This is a genomic window from Ruegeria sp. YTSC192, assembly GCF_059609705.1.
In genome coordinates this window covers 82,064-103,800 of sequence record NZ_JBXWMG010000014.1, presented here as the reverse complement: position 1 = coordinate 103,800, position 21,737 = coordinate 82,064, and the positions used below count along the sequence as shown (strand labels likewise).

24 protein-coding genes and 1 pseudogene are annotated in these 21,737 nt (G+C 59.2%); 11 read left to right on the top strand and 14 right to left on the bottom strand.

Features of this window, described 5'->3' with window-relative positions; genetic code table 11:
* Positions 1-68, top strand: a pseudogene (locus AC2FD8_RS18120) (electron transfer flavoprotein subunit alpha); the annotation flags it as partial.
* 60 nt (positions 69-128) lie between these two features.
* Here the strand turns inward: AC2FD8_RS18120 and AC2FD8_RS18115 are convergent.
* The gene (locus AC2FD8_RS18115; RefSeq protein WP_496858451.1) at positions 129-956 is read right to left on the bottom strand and encodes a DUF6473 family protein; all 828 of its coding nucleotides are present in this window, start codon (positions 954-956) and stop codon (positions 129-131) included.
* 173 nt (positions 957-1,129) lie between these two features.
* On the opposite strand from AC2FD8_RS18115, the gene AC2FD8_RS18110 reads away from it, so the two are divergent.
* Entirely contained in the window at positions 1,130-2,005 is an 876-nt protein-coding gene (locus AC2FD8_RS18110; protein ID WP_496858449.1) for a 3-hydroxybutyryl-CoA dehydrogenase, read from the top strand.
* Between the two features lie 75 nt (positions 2,006-2,080).
* Here the strand turns inward: AC2FD8_RS18110 and AC2FD8_RS18105 are convergent, their stop codons facing one another.
* The 8 genes from AC2FD8_RS18105 to AC2FD8_RS18070 all read right to left on the bottom strand — a co-directional run bounded on the left by AC2FD8_RS18105 (position 2,081) and on the right by AC2FD8_RS18070 (position 7,792).
* Positions 2,081-2,980 carry a lysophospholipid acyltransferase family protein gene (locus tag AC2FD8_RS18105; RefSeq protein WP_496858447.1) on the bottom strand — a complete coding sequence of 300 codons (900 nt, stop codon included), beginning with the start codon at positions 2,978-2,980 and terminating at the stop codon, positions 2,081-2,083.
* 41 nt (positions 2,981-3,021) lie between these two features.
* Positions 3,022-3,291 carry an HPr family phosphocarrier protein gene (locus AC2FD8_RS18100; RefSeq protein ID WP_170380425.1) on the bottom strand — a complete coding sequence of 90 codons (270 nt, stop codon included), beginning with the start codon at positions 3,289-3,291 and terminating at the stop codon, positions 3,022-3,024.
* A 16-nt stretch (positions 3,292-3,307) separates the two neighbouring features.
* The gene (locus AC2FD8_RS18095; RefSeq protein ID WP_496858444.1) at positions 3,308-3,700 is read right to left on the bottom strand and encodes a PTS sugar transporter subunit IIA; all 393 of its coding nucleotides are present in this window, start codon (positions 3,698-3,700) and stop codon (positions 3,308-3,310) included.
* A complete protein-coding gene (rapZ, locus tag AC2FD8_RS18090; RefSeq protein WP_496858443.1) occupies positions 3,697-4,578 on the bottom strand; it encodes an RNase adapter RapZ in 882 nt (293 codons plus the stop codon). Before rapZ ends, AC2FD8_RS18095 begins: the two co-directional genes overlap by 4 nt.
* Positions 4,575-4,955 (bottom strand): HPr kinase/phosphorylase, encoded by a 381-nt coding sequence (locus tag AC2FD8_RS18085; protein ID WP_496858457.1) that lies wholly within the window; start codon positions 4,953-4,955, stop codon positions 4,575-4,577. The genes rapZ and AC2FD8_RS18085 overlap by 4 nt, the downstream gene beginning before the upstream one ends.
* A gap of 93 nt (positions 4,956-5,048) precedes the next feature.
* Positions 5,049-6,767: an ATP-binding protein gene (locus tag AC2FD8_RS18080; RefSeq protein WP_496858441.1), complete on the bottom strand. Its 1,719-nt coding sequence runs from the start codon at positions 6,765-6,767 to the stop codon at positions 5,049-5,051.
* A 32-nt stretch (positions 6,768-6,799) separates the two neighbouring features.
* The gene (locus tag AC2FD8_RS18075; protein WP_496858439.1) at positions 6,800-7,504 is read right to left on the bottom strand and encodes a response regulator transcription factor; all 705 of its coding nucleotides are present in this window, start codon (positions 7,502-7,504) and stop codon (positions 6,800-6,802) included.
* 21 nt (positions 7,505-7,525) lie between these two features.
* Positions 7,526-7,792, bottom strand: a complete 267-nt coding sequence (locus AC2FD8_RS18070; protein WP_496858437.1) for a hypothetical protein — start codon at positions 7,790-7,792, stop codon at positions 7,526-7,528.
* Positions 7,793-7,853: 61 nt separating this feature from the next.
* On the opposite strand from AC2FD8_RS18070, the gene AC2FD8_RS18065 reads away from it, so the two are divergent.
* The 3 genes from AC2FD8_RS18065 to AC2FD8_RS18055 all read left to right on the top strand — a co-directional run bounded on the left by AC2FD8_RS18065 (position 7,854) and on the right by AC2FD8_RS18055 (position 10,675).
* A complete protein-coding gene (locus AC2FD8_RS18065) occupies positions 7,854-9,452 on the top strand; it encodes a phosphoenolpyruvate carboxykinase (RefSeq protein WP_496858435.1) in 1,599 nt (532 codons plus the stop codon).
* 353 nt (positions 9,453-9,805) lie between these two features.
* Positions 9,806-10,099, top strand: coding sequence for a hypothetical protein (locus AC2FD8_RS18060; RefSeq protein WP_496858434.1), 294 nt, complete (start codon positions 9,806-9,808; stop codon positions 10,097-10,099).
* A gap of 111 nt (positions 10,100-10,210) precedes the next feature.
* A complete protein-coding gene (locus AC2FD8_RS18055; RefSeq protein ID WP_496858432.1) occupies positions 10,211-10,675 on the top strand; it encodes a hypothetical protein in 465 nt (154 codons plus the stop codon).
* Between the two features lie 4 nt (positions 10,676-10,679).
* On the opposite strand, the gene AC2FD8_RS18050 is transcribed toward AC2FD8_RS18055, so the two are convergent.
* The gene (locus tag AC2FD8_RS18050) at positions 10,680-11,444 is read right to left on the bottom strand and encodes a sulfite exporter TauE/SafE family protein (protein WP_496858430.1); all 765 of its coding nucleotides are present in this window, start codon (positions 11,442-11,444) and stop codon (positions 10,680-10,682) included.
* 145 nt (positions 11,445-11,589) lie between these two features.
* Between AC2FD8_RS18050 and AC2FD8_RS18045 the strand changes: the two genes are divergently transcribed.
* The 3 genes from AC2FD8_RS18045 (at position 11,590) to AC2FD8_RS18035 (ending at position 14,474) form a co-directional block, all read left to right on the top strand.
* Entirely contained in the window at positions 11,590-13,281 is a 1,692-nt protein-coding gene (locus AC2FD8_RS18045; protein ID WP_496858428.1) for an acyl-CoA dehydrogenase family protein, read from the top strand.
* 208 nt (positions 13,282-13,489) lie between these two features.
* On the top strand, positions 13,490-14,038 hold the full coding sequence (locus AC2FD8_RS18040; RefSeq protein WP_496858426.1) for a hypothetical protein: 549 nt from the start codon (positions 13,490-13,492) through the stop codon (positions 14,036-14,038).
* Between the two features lie 43 nt (positions 14,039-14,081).
* Entirely contained in the window at positions 14,082-14,474 is a 393-nt protein-coding gene (locus tag AC2FD8_RS18035) for an META domain-containing protein (protein WP_496858424.1), read from the top strand.
* Here the strand turns inward: AC2FD8_RS18035 and recO are convergent.
* The gene (recO, locus tag AC2FD8_RS18030) at positions 14,458-15,183 is read right to left on the bottom strand and encodes a DNA repair protein RecO (RefSeq protein WP_496858422.1); all 726 of its coding nucleotides are present in this window, start codon (positions 15,181-15,183) and stop codon (positions 14,458-14,460) included. The two genes, AC2FD8_RS18035 and recO, sit on opposite strands and share 17 nt — an antisense overlap.
* Positions 15,184-15,324: 141 nt before the next feature.
* Between recO and AC2FD8_RS18025 the strand changes: the two genes are divergently transcribed.
* Entirely contained in the window at positions 15,325-17,610 is a 2,286-nt protein-coding gene (locus AC2FD8_RS18025) for a fatty acid cis/trans isomerase (RefSeq protein ID WP_496858420.1), read from the top strand.
* A 123-nt stretch (positions 17,611-17,733) separates the two neighbouring features.
* Positions 17,734-18,402: a PAQR family membrane homeostasis protein TrhA gene (gene trhA, locus AC2FD8_RS18020; RefSeq protein ID WP_496858418.1), complete on the top strand. Its 669-nt coding sequence runs from the start codon at positions 17,734-17,736 to the stop codon at positions 18,400-18,402.
* 7 nt (positions 18,403-18,409) lie between these two features.
* Here trhA and AC2FD8_RS18015 read toward each other — a convergent pair whose 3' ends face one another.
* From AC2FD8_RS18015 to era, 3 genes are read right to left on the bottom strand one after another with little or no spacing between them, the layout of a single operon-like run.
* The gene (locus AC2FD8_RS18015; RefSeq protein ID WP_496858416.1) at positions 18,410-18,826 is read right to left on the bottom strand and encodes a SemiSWEET transporter; all 417 of its coding nucleotides are present in this window, start codon (positions 18,824-18,826) and stop codon (positions 18,410-18,412) included.
* Positions 18,827-18,837: 11 nt separating this feature from the next.
* The gene (locus AC2FD8_RS18010) at positions 18,838-19,167 is read right to left on the bottom strand and encodes a DUF1491 family protein (protein ID WP_496858414.1); all 330 of its coding nucleotides are present in this window, start codon (positions 19,165-19,167) and stop codon (positions 18,838-18,840) included.
* On the bottom strand, positions 19,164-20,072 hold the full coding sequence (gene era / locus AC2FD8_RS18005; RefSeq protein WP_496858412.1) for a GTPase Era: 909 nt from the start codon (positions 20,070-20,072) through the stop codon (positions 19,164-19,166). Before era ends, AC2FD8_RS18010 begins: the two co-directional genes overlap by 4 nt.
* A 158-nt stretch (positions 20,073-20,230) precedes the next feature.
* Here era and AC2FD8_RS18000 point away from each other — a divergent pair, with 158 nt between their 5' ends.
* On the top strand, positions 20,231-21,607 hold the full coding sequence (locus tag AC2FD8_RS18000) for a multicopper oxidase family protein (RefSeq protein ID WP_496858410.1): 1,377 nt from the start codon (positions 20,231-20,233) through the stop codon (positions 21,605-21,607).
* Positions 21,608-21,737: the final 130 nt, after the last annotated feature.

The following is a 21,737-nucleotide window of genomic DNA, read 5'->3' as shown; positions in this document are numbered from 1 at the left end:
TCGCCGACTTTGGTCTGGTTGCAGACCTGTTCCAGGCCGTGCCCGAACTGACTGAAAAACTCGGCTGATATCGGATAAACCGGTTTCTTGGAAAACTGATGGAAGGCCCGCCCCCTCGGCGGGCCTTTTCAATTCAAATCCCGGATCGAACGGAAAAGGGATTCCGCGATCCGACGATGTGTCGCCGGGCCGATCATATGCTCGGCCATGGGCTGTTGCAGGGTGCCGAACAGCATATCCTCCAACTCATCCGATTCGCCGGAGATCCGGACCGACATCGAGACGACATCCGCACTGTAGGATTGTAGCGTTTCAATCATCTCGGCATCAACAAAGACCGGCTCACAGCCCAGCGGCCCGGCAACTTCATGGGCGATTTCGCCATCGAATTGCAGGTTCAGAAGAACGACCGGAGGCCGGATCGCCTTTAGAAAAGCGCCGAGCGTCTCGACCCACTTTATGCGCAGTTCGTGGGCGACGATTTCAAATCGCGCATCCGAAAAGGAATGCAGCAGCCCCAGCAGATGACGAACGAAATGCACGTCCGTAAAATCCACCTCAGGGTAGAGCGACAGCAGGTCCGGCGTCGGCGTTAGAAAGCGGTCATTGCGGCGCGGATGCACTTTGTAAAAGCGATTCGATTGCCCCAACGCCCCCGGTAATTGCAGCACGCAAAGATCCGCGTCATTCGCCAGCTGGACCAACGTGGCATCGCCACATAGCGCCTCAACCCCACTTAGAAGACTGCCAAAGTTGACGCATTTGCGATCCAGCATACCTTCGAGAATCGCGGCAAATGGGCGATCAACGAAACGACCAAAGGTTTCGTCACCTCCGATACAGGCCAGATAAGAGCCGCCCAACGCGCGCGACGGCCCTCGGAACCGCAGTTTTGACACCCCATACTGACAGATGCTGTCTTCAGGCACAGCTGCGCCCGTTTGATGATAGCTCATATCACTCACCCAATTTTTCACCCGGTTGCCATCTTGCCGTCCCAAGTCTTGAGAAATTGCTAATGCGCGGATTTGAGGCAAATTTGACCGCTCCCGAAGCCGTCGATGCCCCTTGCCGCCCGCCCCAAACTGCCGGTAATGTCGCGGCAAGCTGAAAGCAGAGGCACCAGAGCATGGAAATCAAATCGGTCGGAGTGATTGGCGCAGGCCAGATGGGCAACGGGATCGCGCATGTTCTGGCATTGGCGGGCTATGACGTTCTGGTCAATGACGTCAACAAGGACGCCCTGGACAATGCCCTCACAACGATCGAAGGCAATCTGGCCAGGCAGGCCTCACGCGGGAAGATCTCGGACGAGGCCGTGCAGGCAGCTTTGGGGCGGATCAACACCACGCTGGAATTGCCGCGCCTGGGTCAGACCGATCTGGTGATCGAGGCCGCGACCGAGCGCGAGGCGATCAAGCAGGCAATCTTTGAGGATTTGCAGCCGCATTTGCTGCCGCATACGATCCTGACCTCGAATACATCCTCGATCTCGATCACGCGTTTGGCCAGCCGGACCGACCGGCCGGAACGGTTCATGGGGTTCCACTTCATGAACCCGGTGCCTGTCATGCAACTGGTCGAACTGATCCGAGGGATTGCCACTGACGAAGAGACCTTCAATGCCTGTAAGGCCGTTGTTGACAAGCTGGGCAAAACCTCCGCCAGCGCTGAGGACTTCCCCGCCTTTATCGTGAATCGCATCCTGATGCCGATGATCAATGAGGCGGTCTATACGCTTTATGAAGGTGTTGGGAATGTTCAGTCCATTGATCAGTCAATGAAACTGGGGGCCAACCATCCGATGGGGCCCTTGGAACTGGCCGACTTCATTGGGCTCGACACTTGTCTGGCGATCATGAACGTGCTGCATGATGGGTTGGCGGATACCAAGTATCGTCCCTGCCCGTTGCTGACGAAATATGTGGAGGCTGGTTGGCTAGGGCGCAAGACCCAGCGCGGGTTCTACGACTATCGCGGCGACGTTCCGGTTCCAACGCGCTAAGAGGGGGCCAGCCCCCTCGCCCGGATTTCATCCGGTCTCACCCCCGGGATATTTATGGCCAGATGAAGAGGCGGATCAGCCCTTTGCTGTGCTGTCCAATGACATCGTGTGGTTTCGCAGCCACGCCATGAAACCACGCGGATCACGTTCGAGCAGCTGCATGTCTTCGTCCGAGATCGGCTCTCCGATCACCGGGGATTGGGGCTTGTTGCAAGAGCGGACGATCTCGTGCAGCAACAGGCCCTGCCGCAGGATCGGCGAGATTTTGTTGGCGATCTGGTAGGCGCGCGAGTTGCGACCGGGAAAGTAGATCGGCACCACGGTCGCGCCCGAACGGCGGATCATCTTGGCGGTGAAGACGTTCCATTCACGCTCAATCGCCGGTCCGAACCAGTCATCCGAGGACATCACCACACCCGAGGGGAACAGGGCAACCACGCCGCCTTCTTTCAGGTGGTCCATCGCCTTGGTCCGCATTTCCAGCATTTTGGCTTGCGCTTCGGGGTCGTGCGGGAAGGGCACTGGGATCATGAAAGAGGTCGCGGCTTCGTCCAGACCCGTCAGAACCGAACGGGTCAGGATACGGTAGTCGCTGCGGACACGTCCGATCAGCTCGGCGAAAATCATGCCATCCACCATGCCATGCGGGTGGTTGGCAACAACGATAACTGGGCCGGTTTTGGGGATACGCGCGATCTGGTCCTCGGGCGTGGTGAGGGTGATACCCATGGTCTTGAGCGCACCACTCCAGAACCGCTGGCCGCGATACTGCTCGTTTTTCTTTTCGAATTTGTTGACCATACGCAGAATGGTCAGCTTGCCGGTACACCATTCGATGGCGCGGATTGCCGTCGAGGTCCAGACATCGTCGAACGAATTGGCATAGGTCAGGGTTCTACGGTCGTAGACCTCGCCCTGATCATCTGTCCCGTCGACAACGGGGCCTGTCTTGGTGTCGTGCGTTGTTTCCGCCAATTCCTGGTCTTCCCGTTCTTCCTGTCCCGGCGGGGTGGCTTTTAGAACCCCTCGCCGAACTTGTCGTTCACAAGCGTTTCCAAGGCTTCTGCCAATGCCTCAGCATCCGGCCCGGAAGTCTCGACGTCAATAGTGGTTCCGCGCGAGGCTGCCAACATCAAAAGGCCCATGATGCTGTCACCCGATGCAGAAAGTCCGTCTTTGGAGACTTCGGCGCTGGCATCGAAACCTTCCACCACCTCAACCAGTTTGGCCGAGGCGCGGGCGTGCAGGCCCTTTTCGTTGATGATTTTCAAGCTTCGATTGGTCATTTCAATACGTCCGGTCTTAGTCCAATGTCACATTTTGCGCATTGATGTACTTGCGTCCAGCCTCCATCGCGTGACGCACGGCCTCGGCCACCGGTAAGTGGCGGCTTTTGGCCAGTTTGATCAGCATGGGAAGGTTCGCGCCGTACAAAATACGCCGATCCTGCGGTGCGCAGGCCCGGAGGCTGAGGTTCGACGGGCTGCCACCAAACAAGTCCGTGACGATCACCACTCCGTCACCCAGATCAACGTCGTTTGCGGCACGGCAGATTTCGGCCTGCTTTTCAGCGCGGTCATGATCGGGTTCGATCGTAATCGCGACGATGCCGGGCTGAGGCCCGACAACATGCTGCATGGCGGCCAGATACTCTTTGGCCAACCCACCATGCGCTACGATCACTATCCCGATCAATCCGGCCTCACATTCAATGCGCGTCGTTCCATTTCGCGGTGCCTAATTGCCACCTGCTGGCCCCTGTCTGCAAGGGCTTTTGCAACAGCCTCGGCCAAAGCAACGGATCTGTGTTGCCCGCCGGTACACCCGAAAGCAACCGACAGGTGCGCTTTACCCTCGGCGCGAAAGGCAGGCAGCAGAAGGTCCAGCATGCCGACAACCCGATCAAAAAACGGTCCGTAGTTCTTATCGGACTGGACATAGCGCGCCACGTCAGCGTTTCGACCATCAGCAGCACGCAATTCGGGCCGCCAGTAGGGATTGGCCAGAAAACGGCAATCGAACACCATGTCGAGGCCGCGCGGCAAACCGCGCTTATATGAGAAAGACTCGATCGAAACCGCAAGATGGCGACCACCTTTAGGAGCGAACCAGTGTTCGACCTCTTCGCGCAGTTGGTGAACATTCAGGGCGCTGGTGTCGATCAGGGTATCGGCAATTTCGCGGATCGGGGCGAGCAGCTCTTTTTCCTGGCGCACGCCGGTTTCTGGGCCTGCGTCCTTTGCCACTGGGTGGCGCCTGCGGGTTTCTGAAAAGCGGCGAACAAGAACCTCATCGCTGCAATCCAGATAGAGAACGGTCAGGTCAACATGCGCCATGCGGCCCAGCTTGGCAGCAAGTTCGATGAAGCCGATGGTCGAGAAATCCCGGTTGCGCGCATCGATCCCCAACGCCATGGGCCGATCATCCCCAGCCCCTTCCAGCAGGCGCGTTAGCAGGCCCATGGGCAGATTATCTATCGCCTCGAACCCCAGATCCTCTAGCACGTGGATGGCAGTCGATCGACCTGCCCCGGACGGCCCGGTCACCAGAACGATCCGCCGTTGCGTTGTCATGAGCTGGTCCATTCCGGGTCTACGCGCCCCATTCTAAGCAGTTGTATCAGTGCTTCGGCCACACTGGGTACACCTGCACCAAACAGCAAGGGGATACTTTGCCCCAACAGCTGCAATGTGGCAGGCTCTGGCAGGCGGGCAGGCTGCGTCTGATCCATGTCGATCACATAATTCAAAGCCACGGGGCCGCAAGGGGCAGCGCGCAACAGTCCGATGCCGCGTGCCTCGATCAAGCCCGCAATCTGTGGCGGTGCTTCGGCGATCACCGCGCCCTCGCCCCGGCGCAGATTGATACGGTCGTCGGCAACCAGATCGGCCCCGAGAGCCATCATGCGAAGGGCGAGTGAGGATTTTCCCGACCCTGAGGCCCCAACAATCAGAAGCCCCCGCCCCTGAACCGCGACACAGGTCGCGTGAACGCAAGCGCTGTCTTTGTCCGCGATGTCTGAAAGCGCCTGACTGCACATGTACTAGACAGGAAGCCCCACGACGAAACGCGCGCCCAGCGGGTCCGAGGTGATATCGGCTTCGGTGGGTCGAATATTCTCGGCCCAGATCACACCCCCGTGCGCCTCGACGATCTGTTTCGAGATCGCCAGCCCGAGGCCCGAGTTGTTTCCAAAATGCTCCTCGGGGCGTTCAGAATAGAAGCGTTTGAACACTTTGGTCAGCGCCTGTTCCGGGATGCCGGGACCTGTGTCTTCTACAACGACAAGCACGCGTTGGTCGCGCTGGCGCACCCAGACGCGGATCGCATCGCCATCTTCGCAGAACGAAATCGCATTGGTGATCAGATTGACGAAAACCTGTGCCAGGCGCGCCTCGAGCCCATTGATCACGATCGGGTCCGAAGGCAGGTCGGTGGCATAGTCAATGCCCTTGGACTTGGCGTCCTCGCCCAGGAACTGGCCCAGATTGCCCAGCAGGTTCAACAGATCAAAGGGCTGTTCGGCCTCTTTCACAAGTTCAGCGTCCAGCCGCGAAGCGTTCGAGATATCGCTGACCAGGCGGTCCAGACGCCGCACATCATGTTCGATGACGCCCATGAGTTTTTCGCGCTGATCGTCGCGCTTGACCATTCGCAGCGTTCCCACAGCGGATTGGAGGCTGGCCAGCGGGTTCTTGATCTCATGCGCCACATCCGCCGCGAACTGCTCATTCGCGTCAATCCGATTGTAAAGCGCCGTGACCATGCCGCGCAGCGCCAGGCTGAGGCGACCGATCTCATCGGGGCGCGCGCTTAGGTCCGGGATGCGGATACGGCCGGGGTTCACACCTGTGCCCCGGTCCTTGCCCATCTCGGCAGCCGCGGCCAGATCGGCCAGCGGGTTTGCAATGGTCGATGCCAGAACAAGGCTGAGACCGACCGAGACAAGCAGAGCGACAACAAACATCTGCAGGATCCGCTCCTGCTCGCGCCGGGCCAGTGCGTCAATCTCACCCGCCGGACCGGTTATGGCGACGGCTCCGACCGATGCGTCGTTGAACACGATGGGAGAGGCGGCGACGATCACCGTCTCGTCCATCTCATCCAGGACCGCCTGCACCTGGTTTCGGCCAGCAAGCGTATCCGGGATGATGGATTGGACCCGTTGCGCCAGCGTCGGCGCCTCATCTGCCGAAGACCAGTTGAATACTTTGGACACCCCGTTCCAGACCGCATTCAAGGCGTCGCTGATTACGGTACTTCCGGTTTGGATGTCAGCCTCTGACTGCAGGATGGCCGGCAAATCCCCGACAGAAGATGCACCCCGTGTCCAGCCGATCAACGTACCACTGGCATCATAGACGAAGACCTCACCACCTGCAGGCAGACTGAGCCCGGCCAGCGTATCACCCACATCCAGCACACGCGGGTTCTGCACGCCCGCAGCCGCGTTCTGACGGATCTGAGCCTCGAATACGTTGCTGACCAGCTGCGCATCACCCATCAGGTTGCGCGCAGTCTGCTGAACCTGTTCCTTCCGGGAATCGTCCAGATACAGAAGACCGGTCACCAGAATGACCAAGGCGATCAAATTGAAGGTGACGATCTTGCGCGCCAAAGGCGAGCCGCGCAGAGAAAACAGGTTCCTCCGCGACCGCTTCTCTCGCAGTTCGGCAGACTCGGGGTCTTGCGGGATAACCCAGTCATCCCCGATGACGACATCACCGTCGTGCAGCTCGTCAGATTGGTCAGTGTCACGCACGGGACCACAATACCTTTAAACGGGGCGCGTGCCTATTCTTCGTTGTAGCGGTAGCCGATACCATAGAGGGTCTCGATGGCCGAGAACTCAGAATCAGCAGCCCGCATTTTCTTGCGCAGACGTTTGATATGACTGTCGATGGTGCGGTCGTCGACATAGACCTGATCGTCATAGGCAACATCCATCAGCTGGTCGCGGCTTTTGACGAAACCGGGGCGTTGCGCCAGCGCCTGTAGCAACAGGAACTCGGTCACAGTCAAAGAGACATCATTGCCCTTCCACGTCACCGCGTGGCGCAGCGGGTCCATCCGCAGCTCACCGCGTTCCATGACCTTCGCATCACCGGTGCTGACCGTAGCACTATCGCCGTCGGTTGCTTCCTGGCGCCGCAGCAGGGCGCGAATACGTTCGACCAGAAGGCGCTGCGAAAAGGGCTTTTTCACATAGTCATCCGCGCCCATGCGCAGACCAAGAACTTCGTCAATCTCGTCATCTTTGGAGGTCAGGAAGATCACCGGCATCTGGGTTTTCTGGCGCAGCCGCTGCAGCAGGTCCATCCCATCCATGCGCGGCATCTTGATATCCAGAACAGCCATATCCGGCAGCTTTTTATTGAAAGCATCCAGCGCAGCCTGACCGTCATTATACGTTTCAACCTCGAAACCCTCGGCTTCGAGCGTCATGGATACCGACGTCAGAATGTTTCTATCGTCATCCACCAGTGCAATCTTTGACATTGGGCTCACCCCTATTCCTGCTCACTTACGCAATAATACGCTTTTTTGTAGGATATTGTTGGCGGTTTTAAGGCGCCGAATCAATCCGTAACCCCGAATCAAGCCATTCTTGCGGCAGTTCTGCGACAAAATTGCCTTGCTGACCGCAAAAAGCTGCCCGGTTTTCCGACAGGAAATTCTTGATGGCGCTAAACCTGAACTTGGTTGCGCTAACTGCGGCAAAGCCTCCTGTTCATGCCCCAAACGACCATGATAAGAGGACGCCTGTCCGCCGGAGTCGTCCGGCATGATTGCCCCAAGAGCGCACCGGGCCGAACCGCCTCCCGCGCCGCCACAGGAGAAGACACACATGACATCTGGACGGGTTAACCCGCAATTCCGCCTCGAAGATCAGGGCATCGAGGGTCTGGGCAATGTCTATTACAACTTCATGGAACCGGCGCTGATCGAAGAGGCGCTGAAGCGCGGCGAAGGTACCCTTGGCAATGGCGGCGCCTTTCTGGTTACCACCGGCAAGTTCACCGGCCGTTCGCCCAAGGACAAACACGTCGTCAAAACCGACAGCGTCGCCGACAGCATCTGGTGGGAAAACAACGCCGCCATGAGCCCCGAAGGCTTTGACGCACTGTACGAAGACATGCTGGCCCATATGAAAGGCCGCGACTATTTCGTGCAGGACCTCGTCGGTGGGGCCGATCCGACCTATTCGATCAACGTGCGTATGGTCACCGAGTTGGCCTGGCACAACCTGTTCATCCGCCACCTGCTGCGCCGCCCGGATCGCGAAGATCTGGATGATTTCACGGCTGATTTCACCATCATCAACTGCCCCAGCTTCAAGGCGGACCCTGCCAAGCACAATTGCCGCAGCGAGACCGTGATTGCCCTGAACTTCGACCGCAAAATGATCCTGATCGGCGGCACCGAATACGCAGGCGAGAACAAGAAATCCGTCTTTACCCTGCTGAACTACATGCTGCCGGAAAAAGGCGTGATGCCGATGCACTGCTCGGCCAACCACGCGGTTGGCAACCCGGTCGACACCGCCGTCTTCTTCGGCCTGTCGGGCACCGGCAAGACCACCCTGTCCGCCGATCCGGCGCGCGTGCTGATCGGTGACGATGAACATGGCTGGTCGGATCGCGGTACCTTCAATTTTGAGGGCGGCTGCTATGCCAAGACCATCAACCTGAACGCTGAGGCCGAACCCGAGATCTACGCGACGACCTCGAAATTCGGCACCGTGATCGAGAACATGGTCTTCGACCCCGAAACCAAGGAACTGGATTTCGACGATGACTCGCTGACCGCCAACATGCGCTGCGCCTACCCGCTCGAGTATATCTCGAACGCGTCCAGCAGCGCTCTGGGCGGTCACCCCAAGAACATCATCATGCTGACCTGTGACGCTTTTGGCGTGCTGCCTCCGATCGCGCGACTGACACCGGCGCAGGCCATGTATCACTTCCTGTCGGGCTTCACCTCAAAAGTGGCGGGCACCGAGCGGGGCGTGACCGAGCCGCAGCCGACCTTCTCGACCTGCTTTGGCGCACCTTTCATGCCGCGTCGCCCCGAGGCCTATGGCAACCTGCTGCGTGACAAGATCGCCCAGCATGGTGCCACCTGCTGGCTGGTCAACACCGGTTGGACCGGTGGTGCATACGGGATCGGCAGCCGGATGCCCATCCGGGCAACCCGCGCCCTGCTGACCGCTGCGCTGGACGGATCGCTGGCCGATGCCGAATACCGCAAGGATGCCAACTTTGGCTTCGACGTTCCAGTCTCGGTTCCTGGCGTCGCCGAGGTTCTGCTGGACCCGCGACGCACCTGGGATGATCAGGCGGCCTTTGACAAACAGGCCGAGAAGCTGGTGCAGATGTTTGCAGAGAACTTTGAACAGTATATTCCGTTCATCGACGACGACATCAAGGCTGTTGCCATAGGCTGAACTGGAACAAGGGTGCTACGGCACCCTTTTCTGCACCTGCAGATACAACTCGATCACCTTGTAGTGAGATCGCAGAAACAGCAAAACAAATGCGTTGTTCCGAATATTACGATAAGCTACAGTCGATATATTAAATTGGCCCGGCGCTTTTGCACCGGGCCGAACCTTGAAATAACCTTTGGGCAGCTCATGCGCGGACACTCACACCGGCGAATTGGGCAACCTAATCACGAAGCAAGTCTATGTAGATGGGGTAAAGTGTCAATATGAAACCAACTGAACACTCCGGTGTTTGGGAAAATTTTTTCAGGTTTCGACAATCGTCGGGTTGGCACGGAAATGACAGGTAAGATATGACCACCGAAATCTCGCAACTCACCGAACTTCGCAAGCTTATGCAAAGCATGGAACGCACCCTTGGCCTTGAACAGCTTTCTCCGGTCGAGCGCGATATCTATTGCGCAGCCGAAGAACTTTCGAAGGCCGATCAGGAAGTCCGGACATTCGGCCTGATCGAACACACTCTGGTCCAGAGCGTTTCGCGGCCCACCTTTTTCCGCGCGCTGAAGTCGCTGGTCGCAAAGGGCTATCTGTCGCAAAGCGGCACAGCTAATCGCGGACGGTATATCGTACATGCACCACGGTGACGCCGCGCCCCGGTTGATCAACGGCTGATCAACGTGCGCAAGTGGGCCTCGGAAACTTTTTTTGCCTCTTTGGCCTATGTAATCGCATCCTTCCTCACCTTTGAGGTCCTGATGCCTTTGCAGAACTTGTTTTTTCCCGAATATCCAAGTCGGGCAAGTCTGCTGTTTCTGCCACACGGCGTGCGCGTTCTATCCGCGTGGCTATTGGGCTGGAGGGCGATTTTTGCCCTTCTTCCCGGCGTTTTCATCGTTTTCGCAGCACTCGGCGGCAGCGACGTCTTCCTGCCCAGCCGTCTTATGGCGATGGCAATCGCCGTAATAACGGTTCCTGCGGTCTTCTATCTCTGCAAATGGCTCGGCTGGGATTTGTTCCCACGCGCCGACCGCAAGCCCTGCTGGATCTGCATCATGGGCGTCGGCGTTGTGACCTCGTTCCTGGTCTCGGGTTTGACGAACCTTGCCTTCGGCAGCGCAACGGCGGAATACATCGCCTTTCTGATCGGAGATGTCTCGGGCCTGTTCTTCCTTATGCTCGGCCTCTATTTCGCGTTTCGCTTTGCGGACAAGCGGACGTGATCCGCTAACCGAACAGACCACGACGAACAAGGTTCAGCCCGGCAACCAGCAGCACCACAAGGGTGATCTTGCGAAACAGGGCCTGATCAATGCGGTCCTGCAACCGCATCCCCAGCCACAACCCTGCAAGGGCTGGCACGACCAAAACGGCCGAGAACGGTGCCGTATCGCGGTTCAATATCCCTGAGCCGATATGTGCCACGGTCAAAGCAACAGCACCCAAACCATAGATCACGCCCTGCACTCTCAACTGCTCTTGCTTTGGGGTGTTCAGGGCCGTCAGATAGGCGACGGTCGGCGGGCCCCACACGCCCGACATCCCTCCGACAAATCCAGCAATTGCACCGAAAATCCCTTCGGCACGCGCTGATGCTTCCTTGAGGGAAAACGTGACCCCGAGGATCTGCAGCAATGCAAAACCTGTCACCGGAATGCCGATCAGCATCAGGAAGGTCGAGGCCGGAACCAGCGTCACCAGTTGCGCTCCGATCAGCAGAAAGATCAGACCGACGCTCAGAAAGACCCGGAACCGCCGGATCGAGGCAATCGCCGCCCGCCCCCCTTCCTGCAGCGCCTGAACGCCGTTGGTCACCACGGTCGAAAAGATCAGACCGGCAACAGCAAGCTCGGGCGACAGAAACATGCTCAGGCCGGACACAAGAACCATCGGCATCGCAAACCCGACCATGCCCTTGACCCATCCGGCAAGACACGCAATCGCGGCAGCCAGGGCAAGATCAGTCGGAGAGAGAGTGGAAAACAGCGTCATGCCGCCTAGATATCACGTCGTGCGCTCTCTGCACTGCAATAATGCCAAGGTAATATTTGAACTTTTTCGCAACGTAATATGTATTTTTGTTGCGCTGCACGTGCAGCATGATATGACCAGACAACGCAAAAAGAGGACGTGATTCATGGCCCATGACGGACAGGATATGACCCAGATGACGACAGCTGCGATTTTGCCGAACCTTCTGGCCCTGACAAAGGCCGCCGTACCAGCGGTCGAAACCGTATTTGAGCGCGCGCGCGATTCGGTGCGGTCCATGGTCGAGGCTGACGGCCGCATCTCGGGCGCGTTAATCGAGGCGAACCAGACAGCGGCCCACGGGCTGGCATGGCTGGCGACCTATCATCAATCCCTTACTCAGATGCAACGCTGGGCCGAAGCGCTTGAGGCGGACGGCAAGTTTGGCGAGATTGAGCAGCTGCTGCACCAGATTGCCTTTGGTGAGTATCTGCATCAGGTCGCTGGTGGTATCCCGATGAACCAGGGTGAAGTTGTGCGCCTGCAGGATCTGGGGCTGGGCTGGGACGCTCTGTCCGGGTTCCAGACCACTGAGATTCAGACGCTGATGGCGCAGGCCAATACGCAAGCCGCACGGTCGCGCCTTGTCGCCCTTATGGAAGATCAGGCCGGTGCCACCATGTTCGGCGCGTCGGGTCTGGACGAAGAACTTGAGATGATCCGCGACCAGTTCCGCCGTTATGCCATCGAAAAGGTCGAACCGCACGCCCATGACTGGCACCTCAAGGATGAGCTGATTCCGATCGAGGTCATCGAAGAACTGGCCGAGATGGGCGTTTTTGGCCTGACCATCCCCGAAGAATTCGGCGGCTTTGGCCTGTCCAAGGCCTCGATGTGCGTGGTGTCCGAGGAGCTTTCGCGTGGCTATATCGGCGTTGGCTCACTAGGCACGCGCTCCGAGATTGCGGCCGAGCTGATCATCGCAGGCGGCACGGATGAGCAAAAAGCAAACTGGCTGCCGAAACTGGCCAGCGCCGAGATCCTGCCGACGGCTGTGTTCACCGAACCCAATACCGGCTCGGATCTGGGCAGCCTGCGCACCCGTGCGGTCAAAAACGCCGATGGCGACTATGAGATCACCGGCAACAAAACGTGGATCACTCACGCGGCCCGTACTCATGTTATGACCCTGCTGGCGCGCACCAATCCTGACAGCACCGACCACCGGGGCCTGTCGATGTTTCTGGCCGAAAAGACACCCGGCACGGATGAGGCCCCCTTCCCTACGCCCGGCATGACCGGTGGTGAGATCGAGGTGCTGGGCTATCGCGGCATGAAAGAATACGAACTGGGCTTTGACGGCTTCCACGTGAAGGGTGAGAACCTTCTGGGCGGCGAAGAAGGCAAAGGCTTCAAGCAGTTGATGGAGACTTTTGAGTCCGCCCGCATCCAGACCGCCGCCCGCGCCATTGGCGTGGCGCAAAGTGCGCTGGATATCGCGATGCAATATGCGCAGGACCGCAAGCAGTTTGGCAAGTCGCTGATCAACTTCCCGCGCGTCTCCGGCAAGCTGGCGATGATGGCGGTTGAGATCATGATCGCGCGTCAGCTGACCTATTTCTCGGCCTGGGAAAAGGATCACGGCCAGCGCTGCGATCTTGAGGCCGGCATGGCCAAGCTGCTGGGGGCCCGTGTGGCCTGGGCCGCAGCCGACAATGGTTTGCAGATCCACGGCGGCAACGGCTTTGCGCTGGAATACAAGATCAGCCGCGTTCTGTGCGACGCGCGCATCCTGAACATTTTCGAAGGGGCTGCCGAAATTCAGGCACAGGTCATCGCACGGCGTCTGCTGGGCTGACCGAAATTCGGCAACTTCATTTCCCCAACTGAACCCGGCGCCCGCGCCGGGTTTTTTTCTTGAACTGCTCATTTTGGGCGCGGCGCACACCGCGCATCCAAGAAGGCGTACAGAACCAATTCTGAACACTCGTCACTGCAACTTCCCCCTTCCCGATCCCGCGCAGATCACTTACACGACCTCTCGAAACCCGGACGGAGAGACGAACGTGATACGCCTGACCGCGCTGCTGGCTGCCTTGGTGATGCTGACCCTTGGGGCCTGCGCTCCGTCTTCGTCCGTCACAAAGGGGGATGTCGATGGACTGGCGCTTGAGATCCGCAACCTTGGCCCCAATGTCGACCCGACCGAAGCCCGCCGCGCCGCAGAAATCTCGTATAGCTATTCGCAGCAGTTGAAGCGCGACTGGAACATGACGGATTCGCCGATTGTTCACAACGCCAAGGTCATCAACGGCTTTCGCGAATATGGCCTGTGCAATGACTGGGCGCAGGCCATGACCCGGCGCTTGCAACAGGAAAACTTTCGAACGCTTGACGTGCATTGGGCCACCTCCCCTCCGACCACGTTCCGCATCATCCACCATTCGGCTGCGATCAGCGCGCAGGGGGATAGCCTGGAGGACGGTGTGATCCTTGATCCCTGGCGGCAGAGCGGCGACCTGTTCTGGGGCGAGATCGCAGAAGACGACCGCTACAACTGGCGGCCCCGGCTGGAGGTGCGCGAAGAGCTGATCTCGGCCAGCGCGGGCAGCTGAGATTCCGATTCAACTGCACCCGAAGACACGCTAGATTGCACCCATGCTACGCCTGACCCTCGTTCTGCCCTTGATGGCGCTGTTTCAATGCGACCGCGACGAAACCGTGGCGGCCCATGGCGCGTCTGATCGATCCTGGGTGCTGCAAGAGATTGACGGGCAGCCCTTTGAGGCCAGCGCCCTTCTGCAATTCCCGCAAGAGGGCAAGATCGCGGGCAATGCCCCCTGCAACAGCTACAATGGCACGCTGAACGCGCCCTACCCGTGGTTTGAAGTCACAAACCTTGCCGCTACCCGCGCCGCCTGTGCCGGGCTAGAGGCCGAGGGCATGTATTTCGCTGCCCTTTTGGCAATGACCCAATCCGAGGTTTCGGGCGATGTTCTGATCCTGCGCAATGAGGACGGGCACGAGATGGTGTTCAAGGCTGCCGAGTAAGCCTCTCGACGAACCGCGCTCGTGCCTCGGGCAGTGGATGATGGCCCAGCGCCGGCGCAACGCGGTGTTCCATGAAATACCCCGTCGTGTTCAGCCCCTGAACGATCTCGGCATCCGAGGCCGTCCCTTCGCCTCGCAGACAGGGCGGTAGGGGCAATAGACGATCGGCCCACTCTCCGGCGCCCGCAACACTGACGGCCCGACCCGTTTTGGGCGAGACATAGACCAGCCCATCGGTCGCGCCGGTCACAGCACAGGAGGACAGGTCGAGGCCAAAGCCCAGCTCTTCAAGCAGCGCAAGTTCCCAGCGCAGATAGGCCAGTGGCCAGATTTCGTCCTGCCCCAGCAGGTCCATCAACTGCTCGGTCTGGGTGTAGATGGCAGGATGCGGCTCGCGCTCGGGCAGGCAGAATGACAACAGAGACACCACCGCGTTCAGCCCCGCCAGCGCCAGCCGCCCCGAGAACGCCGCTGCCGCGCGCGAGCGTAGGGGTTCAACCTGAAAAGTGCCGATATGTTCCTCAAGCCGCGCGCGCCACAGTACGTCCAGCTGCGCGCCGGGCTGCAGGATCGGCGCAATCTTCCGGCTGGTTCCACCGCGCACCACGCCCGCGTGACGGCCATGGGCCTCGGTGAAGACCTCAATGATCGCAGCCGTCTCACCGTGGCGGCGCGTGGTCAGTAAGATGCCGTGATCGCGCCAGTCCAAGGCAAGCTCCGGTCGGGGTTGGAAATCGCTCGCCTCACAAGAGCGCAACTGTGCGGCGGGCGCAAGCGGGATGAGGGACTCGACAAACCGGGCGCTTGGACCAAGATTATGATTGGGCGCGCGATGGGCAGGAGGACAATAATGCCAGCCAGAACTTGGGTTACGCTATTTGCAAGCTTGATCAGCTTTAGCCCCTTTGCCGCCTTTGCTCAGGCAGACTGGTCGCAGGTCAAACCGGTTCTGGATAAGCGCTGCGTGGTTTGCCACGGCTGCTACGACGCGCCCTGTCAGGTCAAGCTGACCTCGCCCGAGGGTCTGTTGCGCGGTGGCAGCAAGCTGGCGGTTTATCATTCGCAGCGCCTGGAAGATGCCCAGCCCACCCGTTTGGGGCAGGATGCCACAACGGTCGAGGGGTGGCGGGATTTAGGGTTCCATCCGGTTCTTCCACAGGCAAAAGGCGAGACCAGCCTGCTGGAACGCTATCTGGCACTGGGGGCCGAGAACCCACTGCCTCCCAACGCACCCCTTCCGGACTCGTTGGGGCTGACGCTTGACCGCCCCTTGGTCTGCCCAAACGATCAGGAGTTCGACGCCTTCCGCGAAAGTCATCCGATGGCGGGAATGCCCTATGGGACTGCTCCACTGACGACCTCGGAGCATGCGCTGTTGATGGACTGGGTGCAGAGCGGAGCGGCTTTGCCTGAGGCGACCACGCCATTGCCTGACGATATCCAAGAGCAGGTTACCGTGTGGGAGGCATTTCTGAACGCCCCCGACCCGCGCGCGCAATTGATGAACCGGTATCTGTTCGAACATCTGTTTCTGGCCCGCCTGCATTTTGAAGGCGATGACCCACGGCGGTTCTTTCAAATCGTCCGATCCAGAACGCCCAACGGAGAAGAGATCGACATCATCGCGACCCGCCGCCCGTTTGACGATCCCGGCGAAGGGCCGTTCTACTATCGTCTGCAACCGGTCAATGAAACCATCGTCCATAAAGAACATCTGGTCTATACGCTGAGCCCTGATCGCATGGCGCGGTTTCAGGCGCTGTTCCTGCGGCCAAACTGGGCGCTGTCCGACCTACCCTCCTATAGCAATGCCGAAGGCGGAGACCCGTTCTCGACCTTTGCGGCGATCCCTGCGCGCAGCCGCTATCAATTCCTGTTGGACGACGCGCTGTTCTTTGTCCGCAGCTTCATCCGCGGCCCCGTCTGCCACGGAGAGACTGCCGTTGACGTCATCGAGGACCGGTTCTGGGTCAGTTTCCTTGACCCCGACGCCGACCTCTCGATCAACGACCCAAGCTTTCTGGCCGAGGGCGCTGCGCTTCTTGAACTGCCCGTCGCGCAGGTGGATCGAAACTTGGCTGACCTGCACATGTTCTCGCACCAGAACCAGGCGCAATACCTTGAGTTCCGCGATGCCCGCTATCGCAACAGCCCCGCACATCAAACCGGATGGGGCTATGACGCGATATGGGATGGAGATGGATCCAACCCGAACGCCCTGATCACCGTGTTTCGGCACTTCGATAACGCATCGGCCCTGACCGGATTTCACGGCGACATCCCGGAAACCGCCTGGGTCATCGACTATCCAGTGTTTGAGCGGATCTACTACAATCTGGTCGCTGGATTTGACGTGTTCGGACGTGTCGAACACCAACTGGCGACCCGCATTTACATGGACGAATTGCGGATGGAGAGCGAGGACAACTTCCTGACCTTCATGCCGCGCAATCTGCGGCCTGGGATGCACCAAAGCTGGTATCGGGGCGCACTGGCCAGGTTGCACTCCTTCTGGCACACCCGCCGTATCGACGACACAATGCCCACCGGGATCACATTTGAAACGAACACGCCCAAGCAGGAGTTTCTTTTGCAGCTTCTGGCCCGCGGCGACGGGCTATGGCCGCTCTCCGATCCGATCAACCGATGCGATGGCGCGGAATGCGCGCGGGATGCCCTGACAGCTCTGGCCAATCAGACCGGGTCTTGGGTCAAGTTCCTGCCGGACCTTTCCTTGCTGGTAGTCGAAACAAGCGACGACAGGGCCGAGGTTTTCACGCTGATCCACGACAAGGCCCATACCAACATAGCCTTTCTGTTCGACGAATCCGCCCGGCGAGAACCCGATAAAGACGTTCTGACTATTTTGCCTGAGATGATTGGAAGCTATCCGAACTTTTTCTTCAAACTGACTCAGGCGCAATTGCCCGGCTTTGTGAAGGCCTTGAAATCGGTTGCCACGCAAGAGGACTGGATGCAGCTGGTCGCCAATTTCGGAGTGCGCCGGACCAGTGAAGAATTTTGGGCCATCAGCGATCAGCTTCACACCCTTTTCCTGAAGGACGAACCAATTCAGGCAGGCATTCTTGACCTCAACCGGTACAAGGACCCAAAGCCCGACGATGATCCGACTTGAAGGTTGCGGATTGATGAAAGGTCAATGAAGAACCGCGTGACTGGTCCGCTGGGCCAGGGATGACACGGTAATTTCAACCCGCCGGGCTTGCCCGAAAGGCATGACCGCCCTAGGCTTTAAACTATGCGGTCTTTTGCAGATATCCGTCCCGCCTACAGCCGGGCCGAGCGCATCAGTGACGGGGTTGTACATGTTCTGGGCTTGTTTTTGGCCCTTGTCGCGGTTCCTATTCTGATTGTCATGACGATGGTCTATCGCGCCGACCCGGACGCGGTCATGGGCGCGTCGATCTATGGTGTGACGCTGATCCTGATGCTCAGCTTTTCTGCGCTTTACAACATGGTCGTCAGCGACCGATGGTCCGAGGTTCTGCGCAGGCTGGATCACTCGGGCATCTATGTGAAGATCGCAGGCACCTACACGCCCTTCCTGCTGCTGTCCGGCGCGCAAGCCCCGGGGCTGATGATCGGCCTTTGGTCCTCGGCCACGCTGGGATCGGTGCTGAAGATGGTGGACCCGCACCGCTTCCGCTGGATCGGATTGGCCCTGTATCTGGGCATGGGCTGGGCCGCCGTCTGGAGCGGGCATGCCTTGCTGGCCGAGCTTCCACCCTCGGTTCTGACCCTGATGATCGCGGGAGGGGTGATCTACACCGCAGGCGTCATCTTCTACCTGTCCGACTGGATGCCCTATCACAACACGATCTGGCATGTTTTCGTTCTGGCAGGCAGCGTTCTGTTCTTCGCCGCCGTGTCTCTGCGGGTATCGCTGGAGCCGTTGGTACTGGGCTAACGCCCGCTCAAAACGTCACACCCGCATGGATCAGGATGCCCAACACCATCAGCAGGTTGAGGAACATAGAAATCCCATTGCCCACGTAAATCGGCAGCTTTCCAACTACCAGCCCATAGGCAAACCACAGAAAAGACAGCACAGCATATAGCGACCATGTAAGCAGCGATTGTCCCGTGGCATGTTGCGAATGGGTGAAAAACAGTTTGATCAACTGCGGTAGCGTTGCGAACGGTCCGACAACACCAACAATAACCATGAACGCCTCGAACCGCTGCATCAAATGCCCGAGTTTCGATTTCTCAAATTTCTCTGCGATTGTTTCAGCCACACGAGCACCCTGTCTGTGTACGTCTATGATGGAAAGTGCGGTTTGCACCAACCCGGTGCGGGTTAATTTAGGCGGTTTGGCCAGCCTGTCCAAGGCCTGACTGTTTACTCCAGCCCTTCTTCGCCCAACAGATGCCGCCCCTGCCGGTCTTCGACCTCAATCACCCAAAGGTCCGGGTCAAAACTGCGCTGGCGTTGGATGGCGGCATCCACGTCGCGCTCCGCTCCGCTAGAGAGTTCTACCCATGTGCGCGCGCCGCTCATCAGGTCAAAGCTGCGTTGCAAAGCCACCGCGTGACCATCAAGAGTGTTGAGCTTGACCAGCACCGCGCCCGCCGTGTCATCGCCATGCGCAACCACGAAGGCCGGAATTTCCTGAAACCGCAGCCGTGCCAGATAGGCATGGACCCAGAAGTCTGCGGTCAGACGGGTCATGCGTTGCCGTCTTTGAAATCCAGACCCATTTCCGAGTAGCGCTCAGATTCCTCCAGCCAGTTGGGCCGGACTTTGACCTGCAGGAACAGGTGAATCTTGCGGTCGAGGAACTCTTCCAGTTCGGCCCGCGCGGATTGGCTGACGGCCTTGATCGTCTCGCCCTTTTTGCCCAGCACGATGCCTTTGTGACCGTCGCGCATGACGTAGATGATCTGATCAATCCGGGCCGAGCCATCTTTGCGCTCTTCCCAGTTCTCGGTCTCGACGGTCAGCTGATAGGGCAGTTCCTGATGCAGGCGCAGGGTCAGCTTCTCACGCGTCATCTCGGCCGCGATCATCCGCAGGGGCAGGTCGGCGATCTGGTCTTCGGGATAGAGCCACGGGCCTTCGGGCAGCTCACCTGCCAGCCATTTGCGCAGGTCATCGACGCCGTGGCCTTTCTCAGCCGAGATCATGAAGGTCTCGGCAAAGGGATAGCGTGCGTTCAGGTCGCTGGTCAGCGCCAGCAGCTTCTCGGAGGGCACCTTGTCGATCTTGTTGATGGCCAGCGCGATGGTGCGGCCCTGTCCGATCTCTTCGAGACCTTCGAGTATCCGTTCAACACCTTCGCTGATACCGCGGTGCGCTTCGATCATCAGGACAACCACATCCGCATCCGCAGCCCCGCCCCAGGCGGCGGCAACCATGGCCCGGTCCAGTCGGCGGCGCGGCTTGAAAAGGCCGGGGGTGTCCACAAAGACCAGCTGCGCATCGCCCTCCATCGCCACACCGCGAATGCGGGCGCGGGTGGTCTGCACCTTGTGCGTCACGATCGAGACCTTGGCCCCGACCATGCGGTTCAAGAGGGTGGATTTGCCTGCGTTGGGCTCTCCGATCAGGGCGATAAATCCGGCGCGTGTGGTCATGTGTGCTGCGATCCTGTTTGCAAGTGCGCACCCCTATAGCAGAAAGCCCGCGCGGGCCAGAGGGTTTTGTCGCATTGCGATCCGTCGTTTGCAGTGAAACTGTGGCCACACGCCACGCCGATGACAGCCAGGCGAGGATTTCATCAAAGAGGCACATCATGAAACGTCGCGAGTTCCTTTTGGGCAGCAGCGCCGCTGCAGGGGCAATCGGATTGGGAGGGTTCGGTCTGGCCTCAGCCACGCCTGAACTGGTGATCCAATCGGCCAGTTTTGCACTGCGCGATCAGGTGACGACCGGGATGGTCAGCCTATCCTCTGATGCGCCGCCGCCGGTGCTGCGGGGCCGTCAGGGCGAGGCGATGCGCCTGCCGGTGCGCAACTCGACACTGGACTACACCGCGATGCATTGGCACGGGCTGCGCATTCCCAACGCAATGGATGGCGTGCCCTATCTGACCCAGATGCCAATGGGGCCGAATGAGCTTTTCGACTATGAGTTCACGCCCCCCGATGCTGGAACCTATTGGTACCACCCCCATTGCATGACGATGGAACAGATGGCCCATGGTCTGACCGGCGTGATGGTCATTTCCGAGGCCGAAGACCCCGGATTTGACAGCGAACAAGTCATCAACCTGCGCGATTTCCGTCTGGATGACGAAGATCAGTTCCTGCCCGCCTACACCCAGCGCGGCGCAGCACGAGCCGGGACATTCGGCAATCTGCAAACCGCAAATTGGCTGGATACGCCTGTGTACGACCACATCTCGGGCGGTCTGGTGCGGCTGCGGGTGGTGAACACGGACACGACCCGGATCTATCGGCTGCATCTTGAGGGCGCCAAGGCCAAGATCATCGCGTGGGACGGACACCCGGTTGATGTCGAGGTTCCCCTGCCAAGTGCCGAAGACCCTCTGCTCGTCGGACCGGGCCAACGGGTGGATTTCGCGGTGGCGATGCCCTCAGGCGAGGGACAGGTGGTGGATTTGGTCGCGAAGCTGCCAGGTCAACCGCATCGCCCGATGGCAAGTCTTCGGGCCGCTGGCGCAGATGTTGCGCGTGGATTGCGGGAGTTGAAGCCACTGCCCCCGAACCCGGTTGCACGGCCAGATCTGGCCAAGGCCGAGCTGCACGAGTTCGTCTTTGGCTGGACACCCGAAGGTGGAGAGCCGAAAAATGGGTTCTGTGGCTCTCTGGGATATAATTTCTGGTCGATTAACCGGACGCCGTGGGCGGGCGACGCCGCCAAAGGAGTCGGCCCTCTGGCCGTGCTGGAGATGGGCAAAAGCTATGTTCTGCGGCTACGAAACGAATCGCCGAACCTGCATCCGATCCATTTGCATGGGCTTGTATTTACCCCGTTGAAATCGAACCTGCGCAAGCTGCCGCCTTTGCTGACCGATACCATGCTGCTGCTGAAGGATGAGGTGGTCGAGATCGCTCTGGTCGCGGACAATCCCGGTGACTGGGCATTTCATTGCCATGTGATCGAGCATCAGAAAACCGGTCTGACCGGGTATATCCGGGTGGTTTAGAGCGTTTCGGGTTTCACCTGAAACATCAAGTGACATGAATGTCCCGAGAACGTTGAAAGCGTGGCAGTGTATTCGTGTCAAAGGCTTATCCTGGACGGCCATAGGGGTCGGATCGGCTGCGCCAATCCGA